The following is a 1069-nucleotide window of genomic DNA, read 5'->3' as shown; positions in this document are numbered from 1 at the left end:
GAGTCTGGGCCGTGTCTCAGTCCCAGTGTGGCCGATCACCCTCTCAGGTCGGCTATGCATCGTCGCCTTGGTGGGCCATTACCCCACCAACTAGCTAATGCACCGCAAAGCCATCCATGGGCGACGCCGAAGCGCCTTTCATCAGCGGACCATGCGGTCCGATGACACATCCGGTATTAGCCCCGATTTCTCGTGGTTATCCCAGACCTATGGGCAGGTTCTTTACGTGTTACTCACCCGTCCGCCGCTCATTCCGCCGTCGTCCCCCCGGAGGGTTCAGACGGTTTCCTGCGCTCGACTTGCATGTATTAGGCACGCCGCCAGCGTTCGTCCTGAGCCAGGATCAAACTCTCCAAAGAATTTGATATAGCTCTTAAATTAACGAAGCTTGCGCTTCATTCAAAAATTGTAAAACTTTTTTTGCCTCATCGTTCAGTTTTCAAAGTTCGTCAGTTTAAATGGTGGGCCTAAGTGGACTCGAACCACCGACCTCACGCTTATCAGGCGTGCGCTCTAACCGGCTGAGCTATAGGCCCATAAAAAAGAATGGTGCACCCTGAGAGATTCGAACTCCCGGCCTTTAGATTCGTAGTCTAACGCTCTATCCAGCTGAGCTAAGGGTGCGCATATGGTGCGGTCGAGAGGACTTGAACCTCCACGGTGTTAACCACCACTAGGCCCTCAACCTAGCGCGTCTACCGATTCCGCCACGACCGCAGCGTATGAAATTAAAATGGTGAGTCATGCAGGGCTCGAACCTGCGACCCTCTGATTAAAAGTCAGATGCTCTACCAACTGAGCTAATGACTCAAATAAAAGCTGGGCTGGAAGGGATCGAACCTTCGCATGTCGGAATCAAAATCCGATGCCTTACCACTTGGCTACAGCCCAACGTAAATGGCGGTCTTGACGGGATTCGAACCCGCGATCTCCTGCGTGACAGGCAGGCATGTTAACCCCTACACCACAAGACCAGATTACGTTTTTATTTGAAATGGTGGAGGATGACGGGATCGAACCGCCGACCCCCTGCTTGTAAGGCAGGTGCTCTCCCAGCTGAGCTAATCCT

At 52.9% G+C, this 1069-nt stretch carries 6 tRNA genes and 1 rRNA gene; all 7 read right to left on the bottom strand.

What is annotated here, in order from left to right:
- Positions 1–359, bottom strand: a 16S ribosomal RNA gene (locus tag PQI28_RS15575); the annotation flags it as partial.
- A gap of 100 nt (positions 360–459) precedes the next feature.
- Positions 460–536 (bottom strand) — tRNA-Ile (locus tag PQI28_RS15570).
- A gap of 11 nt (positions 537–547) precedes the next feature.
- A tRNA-Arg gene (locus tag PQI28_RS15565) sits at positions 548–624 on the bottom strand.
- 5 nt (positions 625–629) lie between these two features.
- Positions 630–717, bottom strand: a tRNA-Leu gene (locus PQI28_RS15560).
- A 17-nt stretch (positions 718–734) separates the two neighbouring features.
- Positions 735–810, bottom strand: a tRNA-Lys gene (locus PQI28_RS15555).
- 9 nt (positions 811–819) lie between these two features.
- A tRNA-Gln gene (locus PQI28_RS15550) sits at positions 820–891 on the bottom strand.
- Between the two features lie 7 nt (positions 892–898).
- Positions 899–974 (bottom strand) — tRNA-Asp (locus PQI28_RS15545).
- Positions 975–1069 lie beyond the last annotated feature (95 nt).

The organism is Exiguobacterium sp. USCH10 (assembly GCF_037619445.1).
Taxonomy (GTDB): Bacteria; Bacillota; Bacilli; order Exiguobacteriales; family Exiguobacteriaceae; genus Exiguobacterium; species Exiguobacterium aestuarii_A.
The sequence above is the reverse complement of the archived record's forward strand: the minus strand, read 5'-3'. Positions and strand labels throughout refer to the sequence as shown.